The organism is Bradyrhizobium uaiense (assembly GCF_010811875.1).
Lineage (GTDB): Bacteria > Pseudomonadota > Alphaproteobacteria > Rhizobiales > Xanthobacteraceae > Bradyrhizobium > Bradyrhizobium uaiense.
The window spans coordinates 1-239 of sequence record NZ_VKHP01001073.1; the positions used below are offsets into that span (position 1 = coordinate 1).

The 239-nt window shown below is 63.6% G+C and carries 1 protein-coding gene; it reads right to left on the bottom strand.

What is annotated here, in order from left to right; all coding sequences use genetic code 11:
* On the bottom strand, positions 1-239 hold a 239-nt coding region (locus tag FNJ47_RS48820; protein WP_163163824.1), incomplete at both ends, for a transposase.

Below are 239 nucleotides of genomic sequence, written 5' to 3' on the forward strand. Positions count from 1 at the left end.
GAGATGCTTGTCGAGCGGATGCTTGAGTGCGCGTGACGGATTGTTGGGGATGACGGCGAGCGCGCCCTTGGCTGCGATGGCCTGACGCAAGTGATCGGCGTCATAGGCTGTATCGGCCATGACGACCCCGGCGGACAGTCCCTCGATCAATGTGGCGGCTTGCGGTGCATCGCCCTTCTGGCCCGCGGTGAGCGTGAACCGCACGGGACATCCCAAGCCTCGAACGGCCAGATGTATCT